Origin of the sequence: Hymenobacter gelipurpurascens (assembly GCF_900187375.1) — a bacterium.
In the GTDB taxonomy this organism is placed as follows: Bacteria; Bacteroidota; Bacteroidia; order Cytophagales; family Hymenobacteraceae; genus Hymenobacter; species Hymenobacter gelipurpurascens.
In genome coordinates this window covers 1-23,454 of sequence record NZ_FYEW01000002.1, presented here as the reverse complement: position 1 = coordinate 23,454, position 23,454 = coordinate 1, and the positions used below count along the sequence as shown (strand labels likewise).

The following is a 23,454-nucleotide window of genomic DNA, read 5'->3' as shown; positions in this document are numbered from 1 at the left end:
TTTCGGAGAGGAGAGCTTAAGGAGTGGGAGCGCAGCTGCACAGTACTTCCCGCGTAGGTGTCACGGGCTGATAGTTGGGCTGCGTTACTTCTTTCATGTAAATAACTTCCAGCTGCTTTAGGGGCGGATGGTGCGGGTTTTCGTGCCAGATGCGCAACAGGTAGTTGCAGTAATAGGGGCGCATGTAGGCGTTGTTTACGAACAAATAGTTCTCGGAGTACTTGCGCCAGCGGTCATTTTTGAAAAGCGACACCACCGAAGCCGGCTTGGTGTAGGTAAGCGGGGCGCCGCCACGGTTCAGGTCCAGGTGCTGCCCGGTGGTGGTGGTGCCATTCAGAATATACCAGCCATCATCCTTGAAAACGGAGGGTGCAAACATGCCCCAGTGCTGATCTACGCGCACCAGGTACCCAAGCCAGCGCATAGGGTCTGACATGGTATAGCGCGGAATCACAATAGAATCAAGGTTCCACCAGCAGACATACAGAAGCACACCTACCACTACGCCCTCACGCACCTGGCGCAGCAATCGGCGTAGCCCACCCGATAGCGTCCAGGAGGTTTCTATGCGTAGGCCTATGCACTGGCGCCAGGCCACCCATCGGGGCTGCAGAGGGGCAAGCCGGGCGGCCACGCGGGGACCGAGCTGGCGTGCCCGAGGCACTACGCGCTTCTCCAGCCAGTCTAGCGCAACGGGAGGCAGCAGGCCCAGCACAGAAGCCATGTTGATTAGGAAAAACAGGCCTACGAACAGCGTCAGGCTGATGCCCAAGTGAAAGCCGTAGATGATGAACACAAACAGCAGCCGCCACCACGGCACGCGGAACGGAATGAACAACACGAAAGGCAGCAGCATCTCGGTGTAGTAAGTGGCCAGCGTGAGAAAGCGCATAGCCGCCGGAAACTGGTACAAGAAGCGTCCGCCGGGCATCAGCACTTGGTCTAGGCTGAGGGCGTAGTAAAGGGCGGTACCGTCGCGGTTCCACTCGGGGCTGCTCTTGAGCAAGGCCGTACACCAATACACCAGCGCTATTTGCACGATGTAGGCCACTGTAGCCGCACTAAAGTAGGAAAGCTCCGCCGGAGCCGGCTGCTTGCGGGCATCAACAGAGTACACCCGGCCCCACGGCAGAAACAACCCCCAGAACAACAGCATCCGCAGCAGGTCGTCGCCGCCCTGCACAATCATGGGGTTTCTGTTCTGCACCGAAATCAACAGCACCCACGAAATAAACGTGGATAGGCGCGTGCGGTGGCCTAGCAGCAGCGAAACTGCCGCGGCCGCGGCCACCAGAAAAATGAGCGCCTGCACCTGCCATAGGCCACTGGTGTTGTGCAGCGAAAACTGGTAGGGGTTCCACAGCTTATCGTAGAGCACAGAAAGCGGCAGCACTCCCATATTGGAGTAGTGCGCTTCCAGGTCGGTAGCCCGGATACCCAGATCAAGCAGAATAACCGCAGCAACTGCCGCTCTTAGAAGTGCTAAGGCACGTAAATCAAGAACAAACGGACTTCGAATAAGCGCGAGGAACCGGAGCATGCCGTACCAGATGGAGCAGTGATACACAAAAAGGCGGAAAGGCACCCATTACTCTTGGTTGGCCTTTCCGCCTTCTGAGCTATCCGAGGTGTTCTTCCTGGATAGCTTAACGGGTAGTGCTACCGCTGGTTGTACCCGATGTGGTTGAGCCTGTAGTGCCTCCCGAGCCCGTAGTAGTGCCAGCGCCGGAAGTGCTGCCTGTGGTGCCGCTGCCCGACATACTGCTGCCATTAGCGCCGGCCGTTCCGCCTCCGCTGCTACCATCGGTACCGTCACTCATCATGGTAGGTTCGGTATTCGAGGTAGTGTCCATAGAGGTACTGCCGCTGGATGCGCCGTCTGAAACTCCGGCTCCATTTTGGTCGGCGTTGTCATCGGTGCTGGTTTTGCTACAGGCGCCCAAGGAAAGCGCGGTGCCAAACAGCGCCATCAGTACATACATGCGTTTCGTTTTCATAGGCAATCAAAATAAATAGGCTCTTGCAGAAGAGGCCTAGTAGTGGAAGAAAAGAACAGTAGCTAGGCGCCGCCTCATGCCCCAGCCCAAAGCCGGGGTAGTGAGAAAGCAGATAGCCCTTGGTGAAAGCATTTCGCTGATACCAGACGAAATGTGGTAGACTGTTGGGTGTGCCAAACGACGCAGAACTATCGTCATCAGCTCCAGCAGTAACTGCTGACAATGCTTTGTGAAGCAGTTGCCAGCCAACTCTTTTCATAGCGCAGAAAGGATCGGTTAAGCAGATTAGCCCTCTGCTATACGAGTAGGCGCAGGCCTTTATACCAAAAGCCGGCAGCGAATTAATACGGTATTTTGCTACGTACTTATATAGGTGATAAATACGTAGCAAAGCCTTGTGAAGGCCGCCATAGAAGTATGCCCTTCATGCGTCTTGCCATTAACCAACAGCGTTACGCTAGTCTCCCCCGACATCCAGCCCTCGAATTTGTTTCTAACGTGTCTTTGCCAGGCACGTAAGCTGACGGGTGCTGCATCCACATCATCAGAACTCCCTATATGCCTCCCCGCTCTGCTACTATTCTCTTCGATGGTGTCTGCAACTTATGTAGTGGCTTCGTGCAATTCGTAATTGGCCGCGACCCAAACCAATATTTTCAGTTTGCCTCGCTGCAATCTGATACCGGGCGCGCATTGCTAGCCCAGCACGGGCTGACTCCCACCATCACTCCGGAGACGGTTATCCTGTTGGAAAACGGACAGGCCTACGCGTATTCCACAGCTGTACTGCGCATTTTTCGGCATCTGAACGGGGGGTGGCGCCTGCTCTACATGGCTCGTGTGCTTCCGCGTTTCGTGCGCGACGCAGCCTACCGCTTAGTAGCCCGAAACCGGTACCGGTGGTTTGGTCAGCAGGAGTCATGTTTGCTTCCCACTCCAGCCTTGCGTCAGCGTTTTCTGTAAGGCGCTGCCTAAGGTAAACCTACTGGCCTACGGAGTAGTTGTTGCTACTTTGGCACACCCAATTCTTCTGCATTCACTCCAGGCGGCCTTGGGCCCGCCTGTTCATCCATACTACCTATGCAAGCACTTGTTCTAGAAGGCATCAGCCAGCCACTCAAGCTTCAGGAAGTTCCTACTCCACAACCCGGTCCCGGTCAGGTGCTGGTGCAGCTCCATGCCGCCGCCCTCAACCACCGCGACGTATGGATACAGAAGGGCCAGTATGCCGGACTTAAATTCCCGGCCATTCTGGGTTCCGATGGAGCAGGAATAGTAGTGGAGGTAGGAGAGGGGGCGCCAGCCGAACTGCGCGGCCAGGCAGTCGTTATCAACCCCGGGCATGACTGGGGCTCTGATCCGGCTGCTCAGGCCCGGGAGTTTACCATTCTAGGCCTGCCCCACCAAGGCACCTTCTCCGAGTACGTATGCGTAGGGGCGCAATACGTCCAGCCTAAACCAGCACATCTATCATTCGAGCAGGCGGCGGCCTTACCTTTGGGCGGCGTAACGGCCTACCGGGCTGCTTTCACGCGGGCTGGCCTACAGCCCGGCGAGCGGGTGCTTATCACGGGGATTGGGGGTGGAGTGGCGCTGTTGGCTCTGCAAATGGCCGTTGCTATTGGAGCCGAGGTGTGGGTGACGTCCGGCTCGGAGCAGAAAATCGAGAAGGCAATTGCCCTAGGTGCCAAAGGCGGTATCAGCTACAAAGCCGAGAAATGGGCCTCTGAGCTTACCAAGCGTGCCGGTGGGCCTTTCCAGGTGATAATTGATAGCGCTGTAGGCCCCGGCTTCGGCGACCTGCTGGATGCAGCTGCCCCCGGTGGTCGCATCGTATTCTTCGGTGGCACTGCCGGTGCCATGCAGGATGTGCCACCCGCCAAAATCTTCTGGAAGCAACTCTCTATTCTGGGCTCTACCATGGGAACGGAGCAGGATTTTAACGCGATGGTAGCGCTCTTTGAGAAATACCAGTTAGTGCCCGTTGTAGACGAAGTGCTGCCGCTGAGTGAAGGAGAGGCCGCCATGAAACGTATGGCCGATGGGCTGCAGTTTGGCAAGCTGGTGCTGCAGATAAAAGCCTCCTAAAGCGGTGTTGAGGAGTGAGGATTTTATGATAAAAAGTCAATAAAAAGGTGCGTAAATCTGAATGAAAGTAAGGTCAAAGACGTTTTACTTTTGATAACTTTCTTACGACTTACTGTCTTATTCTTCTGTCATGAAAACACCTGCTGAATACCTGATTTGCCCGGTTTTCGAACTGACATACCCAACCGGGGAAGCAGCAGAATCGGTGCCTGTTGTGGCCTACGCCGACGCCGTTCAAGCCGTGGAAGCTGCCCTAGCCGACGCAGAGAAGTACAAATATTTATTAATGCGCGCACTGCGCCGTCATAACACTGCTACAGCGGTGCCTTTCCCCGCACCTGCCATGCTTCCGCTACCCCAGGAGGAGGAACAAACCGTTCGGCCCATGTATCCATCTGGCGAAATAGCGGCTTAAGCTAAACCCACAACGTGCAACGGCCCCGCTACCTCAGGTAGCGGGGCCGTTGCACGTTGTGGGTTTAGCTTGAAAAATTAGTAACTGTATTTCTGCACGCGTACTGTTTGAGTACCAGCTGGAGAGGTAAGACGAAGCAAATAGAAACCGGTAGCTAACTGACTCATATCTGGCATAACGGTGGTTTGCAGGCCGGCAGTTTGTTTAGGTAGTTGCTGACGAATTGCAACTCTACCTAAAGGCGAAATCACCTCTAACAGCACAGGGCCGGCCACCCGCTGTTGGTACGTAACGGTCAGGTGGTTAGTAAAGGGTACTGGATATGCTGCCAGGCTGGTAAAAGCCTGCACCGATTGAGTAGCCGTTACGTTCGGGTTCGTATGGCCAGGCATATTGGCATCCATCCATTGCAGGCGGTTATGCATCCACTGCTTGAACGTGTCGATTTCATCAGTGTATGTGGCCGGAATTGGCATAGGATTAGGCCATACATATTGACCCATGATTGGCCACGTCTGAAAATTTCGTTGCTGGCTTTCACTCAATAGCGTAGCCGTAGAATCAATCAGATGCAATAAGTGGTCTTCGGCAAGCGTGGTATTGCGCAATACTTTCCAACGTTCGTTCATTTCCTTAGCAAATGCCGGGTCCTGAAGAAGGCGGGTGCGCCAGAAAGTGCCTGTACTCCAAAGTCCGTTGGCGTATGTGAACTGCCAGCCGTGCGGTAAGAAAGCGTCAGCGTAGCCAGCGTTTCTCCAAGCTAAATCATAGTCCCAGACAGGGCCCATGACCAATTTGCCGCCTTTGCTTCGGCGCTCTTTGTAGAAGAACGTGCTGTACTCAAAACCATCGACATTCCGGCTCAGCTCAGTGAGAAGGAAGTAATCAATGAACGATTTGACATCCAGGTAGCGACGGTATCCTATCTCAGGATCAGCAAAGTCCGGTCCGGCTAGGGCTACCTCAAAGCTATCGACATAAGCAGATATATAGTCGAGCTGTGCGGGAGCCAAGTCTTTAGGCTTCGGGTACTCTATCTGAATATATTTGTTGTTGTAATCAGGTTGGTTAGTATCTGTATGCTTGGACAGGAAGCCTCCGGCAGGTTCACCAGTAAGTTTATCCAGCTTCAATAAGTAGCCTCCTGTAACGGCATCGCCACTCACGTCAGTACTTTTTAGCTTGCTGATATTCACCCGCTTGCTGCCACGCTTGATTTTTTCGCCCAGCACATATACCCCCTGATACTCGCCATTGAGTACCAACTCACAGTAGTGGTTGCGGCTTGCATACTGGCCTAGCTCCGACGCTATTGTGTAAGTAAAGGTGTTGCGCAATAGCGTTTTGTCGGCATAATTGGCTGTTAACACCCAATCATGTTCGGCTGGCATACCAAGCAGCGTAGTGTCAAGTTCGGCACCCTCGTGGGTAAGCGTTTCCAGGCCATAGCTCTTCTTGGGCATCCATTGTGATGAAGAACCTCGAAGTTCTATTCCAATCAGTCCTTTATACTGGTTGGGACTATCACTGATCGAGTTACGCTGACCGGCGCCCCGGTCAATAATGCGCATTCGAGCCATAATCTTTGGGTCATCCACAATCGTACTTCCGTCAGTGTCAATCAAGACAATTGGCAGATTGGAATCTGAGAAGGAAGTAGGTAGTACTTGGCTGGCGGCTGGCAAGGCCAAGCCAAGCCATAAGACTAGTAGTAGCGTTAGCTTCATATGAATAAGGAAAGGAGTAACAAACACTAATCGTCTAATTGTACTGATTAGACGCCTCTAATAGACCTATAACAGGAAACTATAAATTTGGGAAGGCAAAAGAACCATAAAATTTGCACTTACCCAAGGGCTGTAGAATGTTTTCTTAACCGCTTCGTACCTTTAAGTAGAAGTAATTAGATAGAAGATGATTTTTCAGGCCAGTTTATTCCATAAGGCAGGGGCTGCTTTCGCGCTGCTAGTGAGCCTTCTGGCTTCGGGACCTTTATATGCGCAACGGTTTGCTGCGCTCGGCGACTATGGGTACACCGGCAAGCCCGAGCAAGATGTCGCTAAACTGATTGAGAGTTGGAAGCCTGAATTCATTATCACCCTCGGCGACAACAACTATGACTTGGGAGAAGGCCGAACTATTGATGCGAACATTGGACAATACTACCAAGCCTACATTGGTAAGTACACTGGTAAATATGGACCCGGGGCTCCCACCAACCGATTTTTCCCATCTATCGGCAACCATGACTTATACACGGCCAGTGGGCAGGCCTACTTGAACTACTTCACACTGCCGGGGAATGAGCGTTACTACGATTTTGTAAAAGGGAATGTGCACTTCTTTGTGCTGAACAGCGATCCGCTGGAACCAGATGGCATCATAAGCACCTCCGTGCAGGCACAGTGGCTGCAGCAACGCATGTCGCAGTCGACATCTGCCTGGAAGGTGGTGTATTTCCATCATGCACCCTATTCTTCGGGGCATCATGGCAGTACGTGGGAAATGCAGTGGCCTTTCCGGGCTTGGGGGGCGTCGGCTGTAATCAGTGGGCACGACCATCACTATGAGCGGATCGTGACAGATGAAATTCCGTATTTCGTGAACGGCCTGGGCGGACGGAGTATCTACACGGCTTACACGCCTGTGCGTAACAGCAAAGTGTTATACAGTGCCAACTACGGCGCCATGCTCATTCAAGCAACTCCAGATAGCTTGCACTTCCAGTTCATTACTCGAACGAAAGAGGTTATTGATACCTATACCTTGCACCGGCAAGTATCTGCTATTCCTGCGAATATGTTGATGGTACATCCGAACCCAATGAGTGAAAGCGCGCAAGTGGAATTCACACAGGGTGCCGCTGGGCGTGCCACAATACGAGTCATAGATGCCTATGGCCGTGAAGTAAGCCGCTTATATGATGGCCTATTGGCTGCTGGCCGGCAAAGTATCATGTGGCAGCGAGGCTCGCTGGCATCGGGTATATATCTGGTGCAGGTAGTTAGTGGTACTACTGCCCTAACGTCGCGCGTTTTGGTACTTTAAGCCTGAGGAAGGGTAGCCCACAATGGTGGTTTCGTAGGTGCCCTGGGCTAAACTACAGAAGATTCCGTGGCCCTGATGCGTTGGCCTAGTTCTTCTGCTAAGGCTACCGCCTGCTGCCGCAACTCAGGCACGGCTGTCGATTCGAAAAAAGTGGGGCGCCGACTGGGGCCCAGCGTGAAGAGTACCGAAGAGGCTTGTCCCTGGTTAGTGAGCAGCGCTCCATGCGCATCTGTCTGAATTCCTAAGCGAAGGGCATCAGGACAAAGTAGGCCGGCATCGCGCAGGCTGCGCACGGCAGGATCCTGAATGCGGGTGTAGTCGAGAAGTGGGCCAGTACAATTAACGACGTGTGCAGTAAAGAGAGTGCGGGGTAGCTGCCCAAGGCGCTGCACCGTTACAAGAAGCCCAGTCGCGTCGGTCTGGATACGAGAAACGCGCCCAGTTTCCATGCGAACCTCGCCCGAGGTTAACATGGCTTGCACCAGGGCAGCATTTTTGGGCGGGCTACGGTGCCGGATCACTGACCAGATTCCGGCCAGGTGCCGCAGAAAACGAGCTTGTTCCTTTGGGGGCCAGGCCGCCCAAATACGGCCTAGGTCAGGACGCATGGAGTCGATAACGGCTCGCCAGTTAGTGCCGGTTTCGGCGGCCTCACGAGCGTGCCGACGTACTACTTGGAGTACCTCCGCCACGCTCGTAAGGCCGGCCAGTTCCGTGGCATAGAAGCTAGGGTAAGGTGCGCCGCCCACCGCGTGTGCAGCTGGCCACCGGCCATGGCGCGACACGACCGTGACCGGAGCCCGGTGGCCATCGGCTTGGAGGCCTAGCAGCACATCTACGGCCGTGAGGCCCGAGCCTACGAGCAACACCGGTTCATCGGGACCAATATTGCGTAGGGCACCCTGGGCCCAGGGGTTGCCATGAAAGGTAGGCTGCGCCAAGTACTCGCCGGCGGGGGCAGGCGATGGGGGCGGAAAATTGCCCAAGGCCAGCACTACATAATCACTGAGGATTTCGGTGCCATCAGCTAAGCGAACCTTGGCAGAATGGCCATCGGCAGACAGTTCTACGGCAGTGGCAGCCTGTGCATGCCAATGGCAGCGAATGCCGTTGAAGGAAGGCCATTCAATGACCTGGCCAACCAACTGCTGCACATACCGGCCGTAGCTCTGGCGCGAGCAGAATGTTTGTTTGCTTTGCTCGGGGCTGGTGACGCGCAGCCAGTTCAGAAAGTGGTCTGGCTGATCGGGGAAGGCGCTCAGAAGCTCACTGGGCACGTTCATTAGGTATTCGGGGCGCCGCGCGGTGTAGGCCAGTCCGGGCCCGGGCACTAAGCGAGGTTCAATTAGGTGCACATCACAAGCGTACGGCTCAGTAGCTGGTAGGCGGGCCAGTTGCACCGCTAGCATGGAGCCTGAAAATCCGCCGCCAAGAATTGTGATGGTTCGTCTTTGCACCAACTTAAATCAAAAGGATATAGGTGGGGAAGATATCTGTTAAAATTGGTTTGTGTTGTTTATTTTCTAAAGTATCGTTAAAATATTATGTTTTTACTCAGGCTAGCCATAGTGGATTGCTCTAGGCCACTAGCCTGGAAGCTGGAATATTTCTCCAGACGATAGTAGGTGAGAAGTGCCAAATCACCTAGTTTCCGCTGGTCAGGAGGCTGGTTCTTATTTCTGAAAAAGAGCCTCCTGACCAGCGGACGAGAACCTAATAATATAAGCCCGGCACTAAGTAGTTACGCACATAATCGTTGATGCCATCTTCCAGCCGCGTGAAGGGCCGGTCGTAGCCAATGCTGCGCAACTTTTGCATCTCAGCCTGCGTGAAGTACTGGTACGTGTCCCGGATATCTTCCGGCGTATCGCGGAAACGGATATCGGCGGTGCGGTCCAGGGCCGCAAAGGTGTTTAGCGTCAGATCTAGAAAGGTGCGCGCCTCGCCAGTGCCCAGATTATAGATGCCTGAGTGCTGGCGGTTGTGCAACAGGAAGAAGCACACTTCCACCACATCCTTCACGTACACGAAGTCGCGCTTCTGCTCGCCATCCGCAAATTCGGGATTGTGCGAGCGAAACAACGTCATGGAACCACTTTCCTGAATCTGGCGGAATGCGTGCAGAATCACGGACGCCATGCGGCCTTTGTGGTATTCGTTGGGGCCGTACACGTTAAAGAACTTCAGACCCGCCCAGAAAAAGGGCTTTTCCGCCTGATTAACGGCCCAGTTATCGAAGTCGTTTTTGGAGTCGCCGTACGGGTTGAGGGGTTTCAGCAGTGGCAGTAGGGCGTCTTCATCGGAGTAGCCAAGCGTGCCTAGGCCATAGGTGGCGGCCGAGGAGGCGTACACCAATGGCAGTTGGTACTGGCAGCAGGCCTGCCACATTTTCTTGGAGTACTCCAGGTTGAGCACGTTCAACACGTCGCGGTTCTGCTCCGTGGTATCGGTGCGGGCACCTAGGTGGAAAATGAATTCAACCTGCTCGTGGTTAGCATCCAGCCACTCGAAGAACTCTTCCCGATCTACGTACTCGCGCAGATGCTTGCCCTTCAGGTTAGCGAGTTTGCGTTCCTCGTTAAAGTTATCCACCACCACGATATCGTTGAAGTTGGCGGCATTGAGGCGGGTGACAAGGCAGCTGGCAATAAAGCCAGCCGCTCCAGTGACGACTATCATAAGGCAGAGATTTTGCTCAAAAGTAACGAGATGTTGCGGAAGGACTGGCCTACGACCCGTTTCAGGCAGTACCGGAAGCCAGCAGGACAGTCCCTAGGCCACTACTGATAAACCGGCAACGCGTTGCAGTGGCCTAGAAATAAGCCGGAAGGTACTCTGGAATGGTCAGCTACCTTTGCCTGCATGTTCTCCTTCCGGTTTCTTCCTTTGCTGCTGATAGGTCTGTTGGCGGCCTGCCGTCCTGATAACGAAGCTACGATAACAGCGACTAGTACAGGCGTGCCACAACAGGTGCGCGACGATTTGGGGCGTTCCATGACGCTGCCAGCCCATCCGCGCCGCATCATGGCCCTGGCCGCCTCCATGACGGAAATGCTCTACGCCGTAGCCGATACCAGCACCATTGTGGGGCGCACGCAGGTCTGTGATTATCCGGCCGCTGCGTTGCGAAAACCGGTTATCAACAGCTACCCGCTTGATATGGAACGCCTCGTGGCCCTGCACCCCGATGTGGTATTTACTGTGAGCGGCATCACCTCGCCCGATGATGCCGCCCGATTAGAGCAACTTGGCATTCCGGTGTATTTTCAGCAGTATGAAACGGTGGAAGATGTGTTGCGCGGAATGCGCGACCTAGGCCACCTGCTGGGCCGCGAGGCGCAGGCCCGCCGTCTCACCGATTCACTAGGCACACAATTGCGTCAGATAGCTCCGGTTGCCAGCACAAAGCCGCGCGTGCTGGCCATCACGTGGCAAGACCCTATTTATGTATACGGTCAGAATACGTTGTTCACGGATAAAATCAGGCTGGCCGGCGGCCAAAATGCGGTGGTGGAGAAATTCGCGCAGCCCTATCCGGCTCTCACCCGTGAATACATCCTCAAGCTAAACCCCGATGTGCTGATTGGGGGCAGCTTCGGCAAGCTCGATAGCACCTTTTTCAAGACTTACCCTGAGCTGCGCCGCATTCGGGCCTACCAAACCCGGCAGGTACATGCCATTACGGGGAGCTTGATGGAGCGGCCCGGCCCGCGTGTAGTGGAGTCGGTGCGGGAACTGCAACGCATTGTGGCGCAAAGCCAAGCCGCTACTAAGTAGATTGTGCCCTTGATGACGCGCCCAGCTCTTCCCTGGATACTTGCTAGTTTGCTGCTGACGGTAGTTTTGCTGGCTGTAGGCCTCCGCGTAGGGAGTTACGAAACCGACTACGCCCTCATCAGCCGCGCCCTATTGCACTACAACCCCCAAGACCCGGCCCAACTGGTGCTGGTGGAACTGCGGCTGCCGCGCCTGTTGCTGGCATTGCTGGCCGGAGGTGGCCTAGCATTCAGTGGCTACCTAATGCAGGCCATGGTGAATAATCCCATGGCCGACCCCTATTTGCTGGGCACCGCTTCGGGCGGAGCGCTTGGCGCCATCCTGACCTTTGCTTTTCTGCCGAACCTGGTGGTGGCTGGTATCTATCTGCCGCCGGTGGCGGCGCTGATAGGCGCGCTCGGCACCACCTTGGTAGTAGTAGTACTGGGTACCCGGCGCGGCCAGCTTATCCCCAGCCAAATGTTGCTGGCCGGCATTGCCATCGGCTCACTCATGACGGCGCTGGGTGGCCTACTGACTTTTCTGGCTAGCTCCCAGGAAAAGCTGCGCACTATCACGTTCTGGGCTATGGGTGGTTTCGAGAAAGCCAGTTGGGCTGTGCTGCCGTATCCGGCTCTGGCTCTCGTGCTAGGCCTCCTGGTAATGATGGCCGTGCAAAAAGACCTGAATATTCTGCTCTTAGGAGAAGAGCGGGCTCAGGCACTGGGGGTTGAGGTGGCGCGCACCCGCTGGATTCTGCTGCTCATTTCTTCCTTGCTCACGGGCTGTGTAGTAGCACTTTGTGGCCCCGTAGGGTTTGTCGGGCTGATGGTACCGCACATCACCCGATGGGCGCTAGGCGTTACCAATCGGGCCAATATGCTGCTCTGCGCCCTGATCGGCGGCAATTTCCTGCTGCTCTGCGACCTGCTGGCCCGCTTGCTTTATCCGCCGGCGGGCTTACCCGTAGGCTTAGTTACTGCCCTGTTTGGCGTACCGTTCTTCGTATATTTGCTGCGAAAACAGAGTTGATGAGTTGATTTTGAGGTGTGAAATGTGAAGTACTGGCCTACGCTAGCTAGGCCCACAGATCATACCAAGCAGCTTTTGGTGGCCGCGTTATCAGTACAACAACCGATTAGTACATCAGCACACTTCCAATGGTATATATCAGCCGACAAGAGCACTTCAACGCGGCCCACAAGCTCTATAACCCCAACTGGAGCGAGGAACGCAACACCGAAGTCTTCGGCCCCTGCGCCAACGCCAACTGGCACGGCCACAACTACGACCTTATTGTGACAGTAAAGGGCAAGCCCAACCCCGAAACGGGTTTCGTCATTGACCTCAAGCAACTCAGTACCGTCATCCGCACGCACGTTGTAGATCAGGTAGACCACAAAAACCTGAACCTCGACGTGCCATTTATGCAGGGCCAGCTCGCCAGCACCGAAAACTTGGTCATTGCTTTCTGGAAAATCCTGCAGCCTCAGATAGAACAGATTTCTCCGGCCCGCCTGCACAGCATTAAGCTTTTCGAAACGCCCCGCAATTTTGTGGAGTATTTCGGCGAAGAGGGATAAGTAGGAAGTAAAGTGAGAACGTCATTTCGAGCGCAGCCGAGGATTCTCGCGTGCTGATATTGAAATAGTAATCCAACGTCAGCACGCGAGATGCTTCGGCAAGCTCAGCATGACGTTCTTAAGAAGGCGCATCGTATAGCAACCCAATGAAATACTACCTGATAGCTGGCGAACGGTCCGGCGACTTCCACGCCGCTAATCTCATGCGTTCCTTGAAGGAGCAGGACCCCGCGGCAGAATTCCGTTGCTGGGGCGGCGACATGATGCAGGCCGCCGGCGGAGAGCTCGTGCACCACTACCAGGAAATGGCCATTATGGGTTTCTGGGAAGCTGCCACCAGCATCCTGAAGTTTCGCGGCTATCTGAAGGAAGCCCAGCAAGACCTACTGGCCTACAAGCCCGATGTCGTGATTCTGGTGGATTATGCCGGCTTCAACATGCGCATTGCCAAGTTCGCGAAGGCCAATGGCATGAAGGTGTTCTACTACATCTCGCCCAAAATCTGGGCCTGGAACCAGGGCCGCGTGCACCAGGTGAAAGCGGTAGTAGATAAAATGTTCGTGATTCTACCTTTCGAGGAGGAGTTTTACCAGCGCTTCGATTACAAAGTAGACTACATCGGCAATCCCACTTCTGATGCCGTGGCTGAGCACCAGAAGTCTGATGACTTCTACACCCGCAATAACCTCGACCCTATGCGGCAGATTATTGCCGTACTGCCGGGCTCGCGCAAGCAGGAAATCGAGGAGATGCTCTACGAGATGGTAGCCATCCTACCACCTTTCCTCGACTACCAGTTCATCGTGGCCGGTGTCGATAACCTCGACCGGAACTACTACGCCAACTTCGAACGCAACAATGTCCGCATCGTCTTCGACCAGACCTACGACCTTCTGGCCCACGCCACTGCCGCCCTCGTTACCAGCGGCACGGCTACGCTGGAAACGGCGCTGTTCGATGTGCCGCAGGTGGTGTGCTACCGCACCAGCGCCGTGTCCTATGCCATCAGCAAGGCCGTCATCAAGGTTCCCTACATCTCGCTTGTAAACCTGATTGCGGGTAAGGAAATCGTGAAAGAGCTTATTCAAAGTGACTTCAACTCCCGCAACCTCGTCACGGAGCTCAAGAAGGTAACAGCTGATGACGACTTCATAGCCCAGCAGAAAGCCGGCTACGCCGAAATCCGCGAGAAGCTAGGCCAGCAGAAATCCGCCGAGAAGGCGGCCAAGCTGATGGTGGGGTATTTGAAGGGGTAGGCCATTAGTTTTCAATTGTTCGTTCCAGGTAAAACAGAAGGCCCGACAGAAATTTCTGTCGGGCCTTCTGTTTTACCTGGAACGAACAATTACGCTGCTCGCAATTGCTTCAATGCCGTCTGCTCAAACTTGCTCCGGGCGTACTCCTCGTCAATCACCAGTTCCTTCACGCCTTCTTCCGAAGGCATATCAAACATAGCGTCGGTCATGATGGCTTCGCAGATGCTGCGTAGGCCACGCGCTCCGAGGCGGTACTCGTCGGCTTTCACCACGATGTACTCCAGGGCGCCTTCGGAGAAGGTCAGCTGCACGTCTTCCATGTCGAAGAGGCGCTGATACTGCTTCACGATAGAGTTTTTGGGCTCCGTCAGGATTTTGCGCAGCGTGGCGTGGTCGAGTGGGTTCAGGTGGGTGAGCACCGGCAGGCGGCCAATCAGCTCCGGAATCAGACCGAAAGACTTCAGGTCCTGGGCCGTTACGTAGCGTAGGAAATTCTGCGTGTCAATCTTTTCTTCCAGCTGCGTCTTGGCAAAACCAATCGGCTTGGTGTTAAGGCGGCTCTTGATGATGCGCTCAATGCCTACAAAAGCACCGCCGCAGATGAACAGGATGTTCTCGGTGTTCACCGTAATCATCTTCTGCTCGGGGTGCTTGCGGCCGCCGTGTGGCGGTACGTTTACCGTAGTCCCTTCCAGCAGCTTCAGCATGGCCTGCTGCACACCCTCGCCGCTCACATCGCGCGTGATGCTGGGGTTGTCGCTCTTGCGGGCAATCTTATCAATCTCATCGATGTACACGATGCCACGCTCGGCTGCCTCTACATTGTAGTCGGCGGCCTGGAGCAAACGAGTCAGGATGCTTTCCACGTCCTCGCCTACGTATCCAGCTTCTGTTAGCACGGTAGCATCGGCAATGCAGAAAGGCACTTGCAAGATGTTGGCCAGCATCTTGGTCAGGAAGGTCTTGCCCGTACCGGTCTCGCCCACCATGATGATGTTCGACTTCTCAATCACCACATCGTCCTTCTGCGGTTTCTGCATCAGGCGCTTGTAGTGGTTGTACACGGCCACCGACATTACCTTCTTGGCTTCATCCTGGCCTACCACGTACTGATCAAGGTACTCCTTCATCTCGCGGGGCTTCACGAGATTAAACTTCGGGGTCTTGGAGTTAGCCCGAATCTTATTTTCCTCGTTCAGGATTTGCTGGGCCTGACCTACGCACCGCTCACAGATGTGGGCATTGATGCCGGAAATCATAACCGAAACATCTTTTTTGCTCTTGCCGCAGAAGGAGCACGTTATATCTGCCATTGTCAGGGTAACTCTCTGGATAGGGGAGGATAGATTGCTTTCGCTAACCTACCTCAAAGGTACGAAAAGGCCAACGCCCTGCGTCGTTAAAAAAGTGCCGCTATGCTAGGCCTCTATTAAAAAGAAAAAGCCCGCCGAAGCGAGCTTTTTCCTGTAAAGTCGTCATGCTGAGCGAATCAAAACATGACCTTAGTGCAGTAACTAGGCCTTCTTTTTCTCCAAGACCTCGTCAATCAGGCCGTACTCTTTGGCCTCATCAGCACGCATCCAGTAATCACGGTCCGAGTTGTCATGAATCTCCTGGTAGGTTTTGCCGGTGTGCTCGGCGAGGATATCGTACAGCTCTTTCTTGAGCTTTAGAATCTCACGAGCCGTGATTTCGATATCCGACGACTGGCCTTGTGCGCCACCCGAAGGCTGGTGAATCATGACACGGGCGTGGGGCAAAGCTGAGCGCTTGTCTTTGGCACCACCCGCCAGCAATACCGCACCCATCGAGGCTGCTAGGCCAGTGCAGATGGTCGCCACATCGGGGTTCACATACTGCATGGTATCATAGATACCCAGGCCAGCATAAACCGAGCCGCCGGGCGAGTTGATGTAGAGCAGAATGTCTTTCTTGGCGTCTACGGACTCCAGAAACAGCATCTGAGCGGTCAGGATATTCGCTACGTAGTCGTCTACGGCCGTGCCCAGGAACACAATACGGTCCATGATCAGGCGCGAAAACACGTCAATCTCGGCAAAGCGAGTGGGGCGTTCCTCAATTACCGAGCGGGTCATACCAGTAGGCATAATCAGACCATTGCGGGTCTGACCCTCTACGTGTTGAATGTATTGATCCACACCTAGGCCACTGAGGCCCTGGCCTTTCACGGCAAATTTGCGGAACTCTTCTTTATTCAGCATGGCAGAAAAAGTGGGAGATGAAATAGGTCAAACGAAAAGTATAGGCAACAAAAAAGCCCATACGGCAAGTAAGGGCTTTTTTGTTGGTTCGAAAACCGAAAATGTTAGCGCTTAGCCAGCATTCTGATTGCGGAAGTCCTCAGCCGAAATCGAGTTGTCATTAACAACAACTTTGCCGCGGAGGTTTTCCAGCACTTTCTCTGCCAGAATGGCTTCATACTCGTTTACGTAGTTTTTGCCGTTCTCCTGACGTAGGAAATTATCAGCAAAGCCGCGCACCGATTCTTCCAGCTCCGGAGTCATCTCCATGTTGAACTGGCCTAGAATCTTCTGCATCGTGCGGTCCACGATTTCGTCGTTCGATACCTTCAACTCGTTGGCTTCCACCACTTTGTTGCGGATCATCGACCACTTCAGCTCCTTCTCGTAGTCCTCGTAGTGCTCTTCTACCTGCTCAGCAGTCAGTTTGCCTTCGTTGGCCCGGATCAACCACTTCTTGAAGAACTCCTTCGGCACCTCAATGGTGGTGCTTTCCAGCATCTTGTCGATGATCTGACGGTTTACCAGGTTGTCCGACTCACGGTCGTAGTTTTCCTGTACCGTTGAGCGCACCTTCTCATCGAAATCTTCTTTCGACGTGATGATGTCTTTGCCGAATACTTTGTCGAACAAGTCTTGGTTGAACTCAGCAGGTGTAGTACGCTGAATTTTCTCAATGCTCATCGTGTACTCGCCTTCTACCATGCCGGCTTCCTCTTTGCTCATGCCCGAGAAGCTGGAAATAGCGGTAGCGTCGCCGTCGAAAGCATCTTTCAGGTCAAACGAAACCGAGTCACCCACTTTCACGCCCACGAACTTGTCAGCGCCGTTCTTCACCTTGTTCAGGGGAAGCAACACGATGCGGCCTTCGCCTTCCTCGTCAGCCTTTTTCAGCTTGCCCGAGATATAGTCGGTAGCTTCAGCCGTTTCGGGCTCAATAGATTCGCCAAACTGACGCTCCAGCTGCTCGTAGGTCTCTTTCAGCGTGTTCTCGTCGAGCTCCACTTTGTGGCGGTCAACGGCAACAGCCTGGTCGGCGGGCAGCTCAAAGTCGGGCAGCAGGCCTAGCTCGAACTGGAACGAGTAGTCTTTCTGCGTATCGAAATCTACATCGGTCGGAACCGGAATCGGCTCGCCGAGGATCTTCAGGTTGTTCTCCTTGATATAGTCATCAACGGACTTGCTCAGCAGGCCGTTGATTTCCTCTACCAGGATGCCCTTGCCGTACATTTTGCGTACCAGCGTAACGGGTACTTTGCCCGGGCGGAACCCTTTGATCTGCGCCTTTTTGCTGTATTCCTTCAGCTTCGACTCCACGGCGGGAGCGTAGTCAGCCTCCGTTAGGTTTACTGTCAGGATGGCACTCAGCTGGTCGTCTTTCTTGTCGAGGGTAATGTCCAAAACGGGTTGTCGGTTAAGGGTACTACGTGGGTGTGAACAGCGGGCCGAAACCCGAATAAAAAAATAAACCCCCAACGGGTGGGTTGAGGGTTTAGAAGCGGTTTTTTTGAAAAACCAAAAAAGTAAGTGCGGATGGAGGGACTCGAACCCACACGCCTTGCGGCACCAGATCCTAAGTCTGGCACGTCTACCAATTTCGCCACATCCGCGTCCGGAAGCCTACTGCCTCGGGGGCGCAAAACTACACAAGGCTTTTTTAAAAACAAACCTACTCGTCATTAAAAGAAATAAAAGACGGGGGTTCAGCGGTTGCACCAACTGGCCTAGCGGCTTGTTCTAAGAGGAAAGGGACTATATCTGGCCCAGAAATTCCTCTTCAGTACTAACTTATGCTGGTGCTGTATACCGTACCTTAGCAGTCCTTACTCCGGCGCTTGCTGCGTCGCCCGCGTACCATGCCTACTGTCATCGACCCCGAAGTAGAACGTCAGGAAATACTGCGTCACTACCGCCGCCTGCTCCGCACTGCCAAGCCTTATTTAAAGGAAGGCGACGCGAAGCTTATTAAAAAGGCTTTCAATACATCCTTAGAGGCGCACAAAGAAATGCGCCGCAAGTCCGGCGAGCCGTATATTCTGCATCCACTGGCCGTAGCCCAGATTGTGGTGGAGGAGATAGGCTTAGGCACCACCAGTATTGTGGCCGCCTTGCTCCATGATGTGGTAGAAGACACACCCTGGGAAATTGCCGATGTAGAACGCGAGTTCGGGAACAAGGTGGCGCGTATCGTCGATGGCCTCACCAAAATCTCAGGCGTATTTGAGTACGGTACTTCTGAGCAAGCCGAGAACTTCCGTAAGATGCTGCTCACGCTTTCGGAAGACGTGCGCGTTATTCTCATCAAGCTCGCCGACCGCCTGCACAATATGCGGACGCTGGACTCGATGCCGCGTCACAAGCAGCTCAAAATTGCTTCCGAAACGATTTACCTCTACGCGCCGCTAGCCCACCGTCTAGGCCTATACGCCATCAAGACGGAGCTGGAAGACCTGTACCTGAAGTACACTGACACCGACGTATATAATGAGCTGGTGAACCGGGTGCGCCAGAGCCGCAGCGCCCGCAACCGCTTTATTAAGGAGTTTGTGTTGCCGATTGATGACGAGCTTAAAGCGCAAGGCTTCGGCTACGAAATTAAAGGCCGCCCCAAAAGCATTTACTCTATCCTGAAGAAAATGCGCAAGCAGAACATCACCTTTGATGAGGTGTATGACCTGTTTGCCATTCGGGTTATTCTGGATGTGCCGCCAGAACAGGAAAAAGCTGCCTGCTGGCAGGTGTATTCCATCGTCACGGACTTTTATCAACCAAACCCCGACCGTCTGCGCGACTGGGTGAGCACGCCTAAAGCCAACGGCTACGAGTCGTTGCACACTACAGTTATGTCGCGCTCCGGGCAGTGGGTGGAAGTACAGATCCGGAGCCGGCGCATGGACGACATTGCCGAGAAAGGCTACGCCGCGCACTGGAAGTATAAAGACTCCGGCGCCATCCAGCCTGAATCGACGCTGGAAGCCTGGATCAATAAAGTCCGCGAAATGCTCGAAACCAATAATTCCAGCGCCCTGGAGTTCATGGATGAGTTCCGGCAGAACCTATTCGTGAAGGAGGTATACGCCTTCACGCCCAAAGGAAAATTAGTTATCCTGCCTGATAAAGCCACCGCGCTAGACTTCGCTTTTGAAATTCATACGCACATAGGCCTAAGGTGCCTCGGGGCTAAAGTAAACCAGAAGCTACAGCCGCTCAGCTACGAACTTCGCAACGGTGACCAGGTAGAGATTCTGACCTCGCAAAAGCAGAGGCCTACGGAAGAATGGCTGCAATACGTCATCACATCGAAAGCACGCAGTAGAATAAAGGATTGGCTGCGGGACGATAAGAAGGCTAAATCTGAAGACGGACGATTCTTGGTCGAAAAGCGGCTGGAACTGCTGGGATTAGAGTACTCGCAGGATAATCTCAACCGGCTGCTGGCCCACTTTAATACCCACAGTATTCAGGAGTTCTTCTACCGCGTGGCTATAGGCCAGATTGACGGCCGCGAAATCAAGGCCGATCTGTTTGATGCCAGTGTCGAAGTTCCTAGGCCACCTTCTATGCTGGAACCCAAAGCTTTCGACCATGAGGTGCAGAAGATTCGGGGTGTCAGTGCCAACATGTTGGTAATAGGGGAGAGGACGGATAAGTTCGATTACACCATTGCTCCGTGCTGCAACCCCATCCCCGGCGACGATGTGTTCGGCTTCGAAACCGACCAAGGCATTGTGATTCACCGGACATCCTGCCCAAAAGCAGTGCAGATGATGTCGAACTACGGCAACCGCATCGTGCGTGCCAAATGGACCGAGCAGCTGGAGCTAGCCTTCCTGGCCGGTATCCGCATCAAAGGCTCCGACCGCGTAGGCCTGGTAAATGATGTGACCCGCATCATCAGCAACAGCCTTAAAGTGAACATGCGCTCTATCACCATCGACTCAAACGACGGAATGTTTGAAGGCCAGATTATGGTCTTTGTCAACGACACCGCACATCTCGATAAATTGATTCAGCGGTTGTCCAGGGTGAGCGGCGTGCTTCAGGTAGAACGCTTTGATTCACAGGTTAGGCCTTAAAAAATTTAAACAAAAGTGTAGGGTATAAAACAGTACAAGGAGAAGGAAACGCGCTTGGTTGTTAAGTCAGTTTATCGTGGCTGCAACCAACGAAGCCAGAGAAAACCTCTTATAGAATTCAGCTGTTTTACTCCTTATATATAAGGTTGCCAAAAATGTCCATAACGGAGAAGCATCTCGATAAAGAGAAATATGAGGAGGTGAAGAAGATCTTCACAGCATATCTCGAGAATAAAGGCCTGCGCAAAACTTCGGAGCGGTATGCCATCCTAGAAGAAATCTACTCGCGTACCGGGCACTTTGATGTAGAAGAACTCTTCGCAGGTATGAAGGAGCAGGGCCTGCAGGTTAGCCGTGCAACGGTATATAATACGTTGGATTTGCTGGTGGAGCATGGCCTAGTCAGTAAGCATCAGTTTGGCCGAAATCTAGCCCAGTATGAGAAGAGCTACGGCTACCGCCAGCACGACCATGTCATTTGTACGGAGTGTCATAAAGTGGTGGAGTTTTGCGACCCGCGCATCCATGGCATCCAGACAATGGTCGGGGAGTTACTCAACTTCCATATCTTGCACCACTCTTTAAACCTTTACGGCGTATGCGGCGACTGCCGCGCAAAAGCCGCTGCCCGCTCTCTAGCCGAATGAAAACTGATTCCACCGTCCAGGACGGTATCCTCTTTGTGCGCCTTTCCGGCGACCTAATCGGTAGCCCCGATACCCAGCAACTCCTTCAAAGCGTCGATCAGCACCTCGGCGAAGACCTCCGCAACTGCGCAGTAGACTTGTCCGGGATTCGCTACATCAATAGCACCGGCATTGGTGTATTGGTGTCGTTGCTAACTAAGTTCCGCAGCCGTGGGGGGGAGATGCTCTTAATCAATCCAGCTGATCATCCGCGTAAGATGTTGGCTCTAACCAAGCTGAACGCCATTTTTTCTATTGCGGACGATGAAGCATCAGCCGCTCAACAGTTAAAAGCCACAAACTAATGCCCGTTGACGTACTAGTTGGATTGCAGTGGGGAGATGAGGGCAAAGGAAAAATCGTAGATGTACTTGCCCCTACCTATGATGTAGTAGCCCGTTTTCAGGGCGGCCCCAATGCTGGCCATACCCTTACCTTCGATGGTATCAAGCACGTCCTGCATCAAGTGCCATCTGGTATATTCCACCCTCACATTATTAATGTAGTAGGGAATGGTGTGGTACTCGATCCTTTCGTTTTCCGCCAAGAACTCCAAAAGCTCACTGACCGCGGTATTGATTGGGCGAAGAACCTGTACGTTTCGCGTAAGGCCCAGCTCATCTTGCCTTCACACCGCGCCCTCGACCGGATTAATGAGGAAGCGCGTGGTGGCAGCAAAATTGGCTCTACCCTGAAAGGCATAGGGCCTACGTATCAAGACAAGATTGGCCGTACTGGCCTACGCGTTGGAGATATTATCCTTCCTGATTTCAACGAACGGTATCAAGAAGCAGTAGCCCGCCACACGCAGTTGGCGCAGTTCCACGGGAAGGAACTAGAAATAGCGGATTTTGAAGCAGACTTCTTCTCTGCTGTAGAATTCTTGCGCACCCTACAACTGACGGATACAGAATATCTACTCAACGATTTGCTCAAGCAAGGCAAAAACGTTCTGGCCGAAGGTGCGCAAGGCTCCATGCTCGACATTGATTTTGGCACGTATCCGTACGTTACTTCCTCCAGCACTATTGTAGCAGGTGCCTGCACTGGCCTAGGCATTGCCCCTAGTCACATCAAGAAAGTATATGGTATCAGCAAAGCTTACTGCACCCGCGTAGGCAGCGGACCATTCCCAACAGAGCTGCTAGATGAAGTAGGGGAGCAGATTCGCCAGGCTGGCCGCGAGTTTGGCTCTACTACCGGACGCCCTCGTCGTTGCGGCTGGATCGATTTGCCCGCCCTACGCTATAGCATCATGCTGAATGGCGTAACGGAAATACACTTAATGAAAGCAGATGTCCTCGACGAGTTTGAGGAAATACAGGTCTGCACCCACTATCTCACTGCCGATGGCAAGCAAACGGACCATCTTCCGGACCACGGCGACCTGCAGAATATGACTCCTATATATGAGAGTCTACCAGGTTGGCGCACCAATCTGCAAGAAGTGACGGACTCCAATGCCTTACCAGCTGAATTGAAAAGCTACGTTCAGTTCTTGGAAAAACATCTGGAGGTTCCTGTAAGTATTGTGAGTGTGGGGCCAGATCGGGTAAGCACACTGCATTTGCAGTAAGGATTACTCCTATAAGTAAAGTTAGAAGCCGAGTGACATTCTTTGTTGCTCGGCTTTTTTGTTTAGTGCTTTTATAAAGCTTGTATAGGCCTACAGAGCGTAGTGCAACGAACTTCCCGACTTTATTTAGAAATCTTTACTTTAGTGTGAACCAATCTCGCTACGTAAGTAGTTATTCCACAGCCAACCCAGAGCAGCTGGTCACATAGTGGCCAAGAAACTTTAGGTATACACTAGGAAATACAGAAACAGTCGTGCACTTTTGCACTCCCAAATCGAACGGATCGGGGCTACGGAAACGCAGAAAAGAAAGTTACGCGGGGAGTTGGAAAGTCGAAGATCTTGGTCTTACCTTTGCCACCCGCTTCGACCGGAAGCGCTTCGTCTTCGACCGAGAAAAAAGAAATTTGGCCTCGGGCTTGGAAGTAGAGAAAAGCTGGTTACCTTTGCACCCCCGCTTCACCTCGAAAGAGGCCTAGCGGGCTGGAAACGACGAAAGCCTGAAAAAACTTTTCCGCTTTTTGAGTTGCAAAGCAAGTAAAAAGGTTCTTACCTTTGCAGCCCGCTTCAACTGGAAGGGGTTACGGCACACGAACTGAGAAAAAGAATTTCTCCAGAAAGTTTGCCAGCTGAACATAAGCTCTTACCTTTGTCGCCCGCTTCGGTGGGCAGCGTAAAGAAAAGAGAAACACGCCGGCTAGATGAGCCGGCC

At 53.5% G+C, this 23,454-nt stretch carries 20 protein-coding genes and 1 tRNA gene; 12 read left to right on the top strand and 9 right to left on the bottom strand.

What is annotated here, in order from left to right; genetic code table 11:
- Positions 1–16: 16 nt before the first annotated feature.
- Positions 17–1,540: an HTTM domain-containing protein gene (locus CFT68_RS11930; RefSeq protein WP_088843793.1), complete on the bottom strand. Its 1,524-nt coding sequence runs from the start codon at positions 1,538–1,540 to the stop codon at positions 17–19.
- Between the two features lie 106 nt (positions 1,541–1,646).
- The gene (locus CFT68_RS21525; protein WP_141106535.1) at positions 1,647–1,997 is read right to left on the bottom strand and encodes a hypothetical protein; all 351 of its coding nucleotides are present in this window, start codon (positions 1,995–1,997) and stop codon (positions 1,647–1,649) included.
- A gap of 558 nt (positions 1,998–2,555) precedes the next feature.
- On the opposite strand from CFT68_RS21525, the gene CFT68_RS11920 reads away from it, so the two are divergent.
- From CFT68_RS11920 to CFT68_RS11910, 3 genes are all read left to right on the top strand, one after another.
- Positions 2,556–2,960, top strand: a complete 405-nt coding sequence (locus CFT68_RS11920; RefSeq protein WP_088843791.1) for a thiol-disulfide oxidoreductase DCC family protein — start codon at positions 2,556–2,558, stop codon at positions 2,958–2,960.
- A gap of 117 nt (positions 2,961–3,077) precedes the next feature.
- Positions 3,078–4,085: a zinc-binding dehydrogenase gene (locus CFT68_RS11915; protein WP_088843790.1), complete on the top strand. Its 1,008-nt coding sequence runs from the start codon at positions 3,078–3,080 to the stop codon at positions 4,083–4,085.
- A gap of 130 nt (positions 4,086–4,215) precedes the next feature.
- The gene (locus CFT68_RS11910; protein ID WP_088843789.1) at positions 4,216–4,500 is read left to right on the top strand and encodes a hypothetical protein; all 285 of its coding nucleotides are present in this window, start codon (positions 4,216–4,218) and stop codon (positions 4,498–4,500) included.
- Positions 4,501–4,577: 77 nt separating this feature from the next.
- Here CFT68_RS11910 and CFT68_RS11905 read toward each other — a convergent pair whose 3' ends face one another.
- Positions 4,578–6,227 (bottom strand): CotH kinase family protein, encoded by a 1,650-nt coding sequence (locus CFT68_RS11905; protein ID WP_088843788.1) that lies wholly within the window; start codon positions 6,225–6,227, stop codon positions 4,578–4,580.
- 187 nt (positions 6,228–6,414) lie between these two features.
- Between CFT68_RS11905 and CFT68_RS11900 the strand changes: the two genes are divergently transcribed.
- A complete protein-coding gene (locus CFT68_RS11900; protein ID WP_088843787.1) occupies positions 6,415–7,548 on the top strand; it encodes a metallophosphoesterase in 1,134 nt (377 codons plus the stop codon).
- 47 nt (positions 7,549–7,595) lie between these two features.
- Here CFT68_RS11900 and CFT68_RS11895 read toward each other — a convergent pair whose 3' ends face one another.
- Positions 7,596–9,005 (bottom strand): FAD/NAD(P)-binding protein, encoded by a 1,410-nt coding sequence (locus tag CFT68_RS11895; RefSeq protein ID WP_262490718.1) that lies wholly within the window; start codon positions 9,003–9,005, stop codon positions 7,596–7,598.
- Between the two features lie 256 nt (positions 9,006–9,261).
- The gene (gene rfaD / locus CFT68_RS11890; RefSeq protein ID WP_088843785.1) at positions 9,262–10,227 is read right to left on the bottom strand and encodes an ADP-glyceromanno-heptose 6-epimerase; all 966 of its coding nucleotides are present in this window, start codon (positions 10,225–10,227) and stop codon (positions 9,262–9,264) included.
- Between the two features lie 183 nt (positions 10,228–10,410).
- On the opposite strand from rfaD, the gene CFT68_RS11885 reads away from it, so the two are divergent.
- From CFT68_RS11885 to lpxB, 4 genes are all read left to right on the top strand, one after another.
- Entirely contained in the window at positions 10,411–11,325 is a 915-nt protein-coding gene (locus CFT68_RS11885) for an ABC transporter substrate-binding protein (protein WP_088843784.1), read from the top strand.
- 48 nt (positions 11,326–11,373) lie between these two features.
- On the top strand, positions 11,374–12,336 hold the full coding sequence (locus CFT68_RS11880; protein WP_245815374.1) for a FecCD family ABC transporter permease: 963 nt from the start codon (positions 11,374–11,376) through the stop codon (positions 12,334–12,336).
- A gap of 128 nt (positions 12,337–12,464) precedes the next feature.
- Entirely contained in the window at positions 12,465–12,887 is a 423-nt protein-coding gene (locus tag CFT68_RS11875; protein WP_088843782.1) for a 6-pyruvoyl trahydropterin synthase family protein, read from the top strand.
- Positions 12,888–13,033: 146 nt separating this feature from the next.
- Positions 13,034–14,143 carry a lipid-A-disaccharide synthase gene (gene lpxB / locus CFT68_RS11870; RefSeq protein ID WP_088843781.1) on the top strand — a complete coding sequence of 370 codons (1,110 nt, stop codon included), beginning with the start codon at positions 13,034–13,036 and terminating at the stop codon, positions 14,141–14,143.
- A gap of 89 nt (positions 14,144–14,232) precedes the next feature.
- Here lpxB and clpX read toward each other — a convergent pair whose 3' ends face one another.
- The 4 genes from clpX to CFT68_RS11850 form a co-directional block, all read right to left on the bottom strand.
- Positions 14,233–15,456, bottom strand: a complete 1,224-nt coding sequence (gene clpX / locus CFT68_RS11865) for an ATP-dependent Clp protease ATP-binding subunit ClpX (RefSeq protein ID WP_088843780.1) — start codon at positions 15,454–15,456, stop codon at positions 14,233–14,235.
- Between the two features lie 201 nt (positions 15,457–15,657).
- The gene (locus CFT68_RS11860; protein WP_088843779.1) at positions 15,658–16,365 is read right to left on the bottom strand and encodes a ClpP family protease; all 708 of its coding nucleotides are present in this window, start codon (positions 16,363–16,365) and stop codon (positions 15,658–15,660) included.
- Positions 16,366–16,476: 111 nt separating this feature from the next.
- Positions 16,477–17,805, bottom strand: a complete 1,329-nt coding sequence (gene tig, locus CFT68_RS11855) for a trigger factor (protein ID WP_088843778.1) — start codon at positions 17,803–17,805, stop codon at positions 16,477–16,479.
- 127 nt (positions 17,806–17,932) lie between these two features.
- Positions 17,933–18,014 (bottom strand) — tRNA-Leu (locus tag CFT68_RS11850).
- Positions 18,015–18,260: 246 nt separating this feature from the next.
- On the opposite strand from CFT68_RS11850, the gene CFT68_RS11845 reads away from it, so the two are divergent.
- The 4 genes from CFT68_RS11845 (at position 18,261) to CFT68_RS11830 (ending at position 22,742) form a co-directional block, all read left to right on the top strand.
- The gene (locus CFT68_RS11845) at positions 18,261–20,480 is read left to right on the top strand and encodes a RelA/SpoT family protein (RefSeq protein ID WP_088843777.1); all 2,220 of its coding nucleotides are present in this window, start codon (positions 18,261–18,263) and stop codon (positions 20,478–20,480) included.
- A 155-nt stretch (positions 20,481–20,635) separates the two neighbouring features.
- Entirely contained in the window at positions 20,636–21,127 is a 492-nt protein-coding gene (locus tag CFT68_RS11840; protein ID WP_088843776.1) for a Fur family transcriptional regulator, read from the top strand.
- Positions 21,124–21,471, top strand: a complete 348-nt coding sequence (locus CFT68_RS11835) for an STAS domain-containing protein (RefSeq protein ID WP_088843775.1) — start codon at positions 21,124–21,126, stop codon at positions 21,469–21,471. Before CFT68_RS11840 ends, CFT68_RS11835 begins: the two co-directional genes overlap by 4 nt.
- Positions 21,471–22,742: an adenylosuccinate synthase gene (locus tag CFT68_RS11830; protein ID WP_088843774.1), complete on the top strand. Its 1,272-nt coding sequence runs from the start codon at positions 21,471–21,473 to the stop codon at positions 22,740–22,742. Before CFT68_RS11835 ends, CFT68_RS11830 begins: the two co-directional genes overlap by 1 nt.
- The last annotated feature ends 712 nt before the right edge of the window (positions 22,743–23,454 follow it).